The sequence below is a fragment of the Virgibacillus alimentarius genome (assembly GCF_000709085.1).
GTDB lineage: Bacteria > Bacillota > Bacilli > Bacillales > Amphibacillaceae > Virgibacillus_B > Virgibacillus_B alimentarius.
The window spans coordinates 1-5,553 of sequence record NZ_JFBD01000024.1; the positions used below are offsets into that span (position 1 = coordinate 1).

The 5,553-nt window shown below is 51.2% G+C and carries 4 tRNA genes and 3 rRNA genes; all 7 read right to left on the reverse strand.

From position 1 onward, the window contains the following. Positions 1-35: 35 nt before the first annotated feature. The 7 genes from GZ63_RS0104745 to GZ63_RS0104775 all read right to left on the reverse strand — a co-directional run bounded on the left by GZ63_RS0104745 (position 36) and on the right by GZ63_RS0104775 (position 5,533). Positions 36-112, reverse strand: a tRNA-Met gene (locus GZ63_RS0104745). A gap of 20 nt (positions 113-132) precedes the next feature. After that, positions 133-248 (reverse strand): 5S ribosomal RNA (rrf, locus tag GZ63_RS0104750). A 108-nt stretch (positions 249-356) separates the two neighbouring features. Further along, a 23S ribosomal RNA gene (locus GZ63_RS0104755) occupies positions 357-3,279 on the reverse strand. Positions 3,280-3,358: 79 nt separating this feature from the next. Then, a tRNA-Ala gene (locus tag GZ63_RS0104760) sits at positions 3,359-3,431 on the reverse strand. Between the two features lie 14 nt (positions 3,432-3,445). Then, positions 3,446-3,522 (reverse strand) — tRNA-Ile (locus GZ63_RS0104765). Between the two features lie 121 nt (positions 3,523-3,643). Further along, a 16S ribosomal RNA gene (locus tag GZ63_RS0104770) occupies positions 3,644-5,211 on the reverse strand. Together the 16S, 23S and 5S rRNA genes with 4 tRNA genes alongside form the textbook arrangement of a ribosomal RNA operon. Before the next feature lie 246 nt (positions 5,212-5,457). Continuing rightward, positions 5,458-5,533, reverse strand: a tRNA-Ala gene (locus GZ63_RS0104775). Between the last annotated feature and the right edge of the window lie 20 nt (positions 5,534-5,553).

Here is a 5,553-nt window from a genome sequence, read left to right on the forward strand (position 1 = left end):
AGAGATCTCAATGCTTTTGCAATTATTATTTAATTTGGTTGCGGGAGCAAGATTTGAACTTGCGACCTTTGGGTTATGAGCCCAACGAGCTACCAGACTGCTCCATCCCGCGATATATAATATTATTTCAAAGCCTGGCGGCGTCCTACTCTCACGGAGGCAAAGCCTCAACTACCATCGGCGCTGGAGAGCTTAACTACTGTGTTCGGTATGGGAACAGGTGTGACCTCTCCGCTCTTGCTACCAGACAAGATATATTATAAGCATTTCTTGAGAAAAATGCAAGGGATAATTTTATTTATACCCTAAAAACTAAATAAGAGTGTTTTATCTACGAATCAAACCAAGATAGATAGTTAGTTAAGTCCTCGATCGATTAGTATCCGTCAGCTGCACGTGTCACCACGCTTCCACCTCGGACCTATCAACCTTATCGTCTCTAAGGGATCTTACTCACTTAAAGTGATGGGAAGTCTCATCTTGAGGGAGGCTTCATGCTTAGATGCTTTCAGCACTTATCCTTGCCACACGTAGCTACCCAGCTATGCTCCTGGCGGAACAACTGGTACACCAGCGGTGTGTCCATCCCGGTCCTCTCGTACTAAGGACAGCTCCTCTCAAACTTCCAGACGCCCACGACGGATAGGGACCGAACTGTCTCACGACGTTCTGAACCCAGCTCGCGTACCGCTTTAATGGGCGAACAGCCCAACCCTTGGGACCGACTACAGCCCCAGGATGCGATGAGCCGACATCGAGGTGCCAAACCTCCCCGTCGATGTGAACTCTTGGGGGAGATAAGCCTGTTATCCCCGGGGTAGCTTTTATCCGTTGAGCGATGGCCCTTCCATGCGGAACCACCGGATCACTAAGCCCGACTTTCGTCCCTGCTCGACTTGTGGGTCTCGCAGTTAAGCTCCCTTCTGCCTTTGCACTCTGCGAATGATTTCCAACCATTCTGAGGGAACCTTTGGGCGCCTCCGTTACCTTTTGGGAGGCGACCGCCCCAGTCAAACTGCCCACCTGAAACTGTCTCCGGACCGGATCACGGCCCTGGGTTAGAAGGTTCATACAGCCAGGGTGGTATCCCACGGGTGCCTCCACCGAAGCTGGCGCTCCGGATTCGATGGCTCCCACCTATCCTGTACAAGCTGCACGAACATTCAATATCAGGCTACAGTAAAGCTCCACGGGGTCTTTCCGTCCTGTCGCGGGTAATGCGCATCTTCACGCATCGTATAATTTCACCGGGTCTCTCGTTGAGACAGTGCCCAAATCGTTGCACCTTTCGTGCGGGTCGGAACTTACCCGACAAGGAATTTCGCTACCTTAGGACCGTTATAGTTACGGCCGCCGTTTACTGGGGCTTCAGTTCTACGCTTCGCACGCAAGTGCTAACGTTTCCCCTTAACCTTCCAGCACCGGGCAGGTGTCAGCCCCTATACTTCGCCTTTCGGCTTCGCAGAGACCTGTGTTTTTGATAAACAGTCGTTTGGGCCTATTCACTGCGGCTTCTCGGACGAGAAGCACCCCTTCTCCCTAAGTTACGGGGTCATTTTGCCGAGTTCCTTAACGAGAGTTCTCCCGCTCACCTTAGGATTCTCTCCTCGCCTACCTGTGTCGGTTTGCGGTACGGGCACCTCTTTCCTCACTAGAGGATTTTCTAGGCAGTGTGGAGTCAGGAACTTCGGTACTCTATTTCCCTCCCCATGACAGCTCAGGTAAAGCCGAACGGATTTTCCTATCCGGCACCCTAACTGCTTGGGCGCACACATCCATCGGTGCGCATTCCCTATCCTGCTGCGTCCCCCCGTCATTCAAACGGAAAGGAGGTGGTACAGGAATATCTACCTGTTATCCATCGCCTACGCCTTTCGGCCTCGGCTTAGGTCCCGACTAACCCTGAGCGGACGAGCCTTCCTCAGGAAACCTTAGGCATTCGGTGAAAGAGATTCTCACTCTTTTTTCGCTACTCATACCGGCATTCTCACTTCTAAGCGCTCCACCAGTCCTCACGGTCTGACTTCGCAGCACTTAGAACGCTCTCCTACCACTGTTCCGAAGGAACAATCCGCAGCTTCGGTGATACGTTTAGCCCCGGTATATTTTCGGCGCAGAGTCACTCGACCAGTGAGCTATTACGCACTCTTTAAATGATGGCTGCTTCTAAGCCAACATCCTGGTTGTCTAAGCAACTCCACATCCTTTTCCACTTAACGTATACTTTGGGACCTTAGCTGGCGGTCTGGGCTGTTTCCCTTTCGACTATGAACCTTATCACCCATAGTCTGACTCCCAAAGCTAAGTAGCTGGAATTCGGAGTTTGACTGAATTCGGTAACCCGATGAGGCCCCTAGTTCAATCAGTGCTCTACCTCCAGCACTCGTTCTTTGAGGCTAGCCCTAAAGCTATTTCGGAGAGAACCAGCTATCTCCGTGTTCGATTGGCTTTTCACCCCTACCCACACCTCATCCCCGCATTTTTCAACATACGTGGGTTCGGGCCTCCTGTCAGTGTTACCTGACCTTCACCCTGGACATGGGTAGATCACACGGTTTCGGGTCTACGACCGCATACTAAAATCGCCCTGTTCAGACTCGCTTTCGCTTCGGCTCCGTGTTGTCCACTTAACCTTGCATACGATCGTAACTCGCCGGTCCATTCTACAAAAGGTACGCCGTCACCCATAAACGGGCTTCGACTACTTGTAGGCACACGGTTTCAGGTTCTCTTTCACTCCCCTTCCGGGGTACTTTTCACCTTTCCCTCACGGTACTGGTTCACTATCGGTCACTAGGGAGTATTTAGCCTTGGGAGATGGTCCTCCCGGATTCCGACGGAATTCCACGTGTTCCGCCGTACTCAGGATCCACTTCGGAGGAAATGTCCTTTCGACTACAGGGCTCTTACCTTCTATGGCTGATCTTTCCAGATCGATTCATCTAAAACATTTCTTGGTAACTCCACATGAAGTGTCCTACAACCCCAGAAAGCAAGCTTTCTGGTTTGGGCTGATTCCGGTTCGCTCGCCGCTACTTGGGAAATCGCGTTTGCTTTCTCTTCCTCCGGGTACTGAGATGTTTCAGTTCCCCGGGTATGCCTCACTTATCTTATGTATTCAGATAAGTGTACTGTTCCATTACGAACAGTGGGTTTCCCCATTCGGAAATCCTCGGATCGCAGTTTACTTACAACTTCCCGAGGCATATCGGTGTTAGTCCCGTCCTTCGTCAGCTCCTAGTACCAAGGCATCCACCGTGCGCCCTTCTTCACTTAACTAGCTTTATCATGAAAAAAGTCGTACTTTTTGGTTTGATGTCGTTGATCTTACTCTTATTTAGTTTTCAAGGTACAAAAATGGAGCCTAGCGGGATCGAACCGCTGACCTCCTGCGTGCAAGGCAGGCGCTCTCCCAGCTGAGCTAAGGCCCCATGTTTTTTATAGATGGTGGGCCTGGGTGGACTCGAACCACCGACCTCACGCTTATCAGGCGTGCGCTCTGACCGACTGAGCTACAGGCCCATCTATGTATTATTCAAGGAAATTAATCCCTCAAAACTGAACCAAACAACCAAGTATGTTTCCGTTATAATCCAGCTCCTGCGCCGTTGAACGGGCGCACTCGCTTTCTATTTATCCTTAGAAAGGAGGTGATCCAGCCGCACCTTCCGATACGGCTACCTTGTTACGACTTCACCCCAATCATTGGCCCCACCTTCGGCGGCTGGCTCACAAAAGTGTTACCTCACCGACTTCGGGTGTTGCCAACTCTCGTGGTGTGACGGGCGGTGTGTACAAGACCCGGGAACGTATTCACCGCGGCATGCTGATCCGCGATTACTAGCGATTCCTGCTTCATGTAGGCGAGTTGCAGCCTACAATCCGAACTGAGAATGGTTTTATGGGATTTGCTAACACGTTGCCGCTTCGCTGCCCTTTGTTCCATCCATTGTAGCACGTGTGTAGCCCAGGTCATAAGGGGCATGATGATTTGACGTCATCCCCACCTTCCTCCGGTTTGTCACCGGCAGTCACCTTAGAGTGCCCAACTAAATGCTGGCAACTAAGATCAAGGGTTGCGCTCGTTACGGGACTTAACCCAACATCTCACGACACGAGCTGACGACAACCATGCACCACCTGTCACTCTGTCCCCGAAGGGAACTCGGTATCTCTACCGATAGCAGAGGATGTCAAGACCTGGTAAGGTTCTTCGCGTAGCTTCGAATTAAACCACATGCTCCACCGCTTGTGCGGGTCCCCGTCAATTCTTTTGAGTTTCAGCCTTGCGGCCGTACTCCCCAGGCGGAGTGCTTAATGCGTTAACTTCAGCACTAAGGGGCGGAAACCCCCTAACACCTAGCACTCATCGTTTACGGCGTGGACTACCAGGGTATCTAATCCTGTTCGCTACCCACGCTTTCGCACCTCAGCGTCAGTTACAGACCAGAGAGTCGCCTTCGCCACTGGTGTTCCTCCACATCTCTACGCATTTCACCGCTACACGTGGAATTCCACTCTCCTCTTCTGTACTCAAGTCCTCCAGTTTCCAATGACCCTCCACGGTTAAGCCGTGGGCTTTCACATCAGACTTAAAAGACCGCCTGCGCGCGCTTTACGCCCAATAATTCCGGACAACGCTCGCCCCCTACGTATTACCGCGGCTGCTGGCACGTAGTTAGCCGGGGCTTTCTGGTTAAGTACCGTCAAGGTACTGTCCTATTCGAACAATACTTGTTCTTCCCTAACAACAGAGTTTTACGATCCGAAAACCTTCATCACTCACGCGGCGTTGCTCCGTCAGACTTTCGTCCATTGCGGAAGATTCCCTACTGCTGCCTCCCGTAGGAGTCTGGGCCGTGTCTCAGTCCCAGTGTGGCCGATCACCCTCTCAGGTCGGCTACGCATCGTTGCCTTGGTGAGCTTTTATCTCACCAACTAGCTAATGCGCCGCGGGCCCATCTGTAAGTGACAGCAAATGCCGCCTTTTAACTTCCCATCAGGCGATGAAAAGTGTCATTCGGTATTAGCTCACGTTTCCGCGAGTTATCCCAATCTTACAGGCAGGTTGCCCACGTGTTACTCACCCGTCCGCCGCTCGTTCCACAAACGTCACCCCCGAAGGGGATCGATTTGCTTCCCGCGCTCGACTTGCATGTATTAGGCACGCCGCCAGCGTTCGTCCTGAGCCAAGATCAAACTCTCCATAAAAGTTTGTGTAAAATTGACACCAATCAATTCTACAAATGTCTTAGCTTTATTTCTTGCATGTAGATAATCAGATTGTATTCATGAATTTAGATCAGTTGATCTGCATCCACAACCACAAGCTATCATCTATATTCTTGACATACTGGTTGTTTTGTTCAGTTTTCAAAGAGCAAATTGTGCTTCGCCGTTCAAAATTGGCGACTTTATTAATATATCACGCTGACAAGATAATGTCAACAACTTTTTTGGTGGAGCCTAGCGGGGTCGAACCGCTGACCTCCTGCGTGCAAGGCAGGCGCTCTCCCAGCTGAGCTAAGGCCCCAAATGAAATGGTCGGGAAGA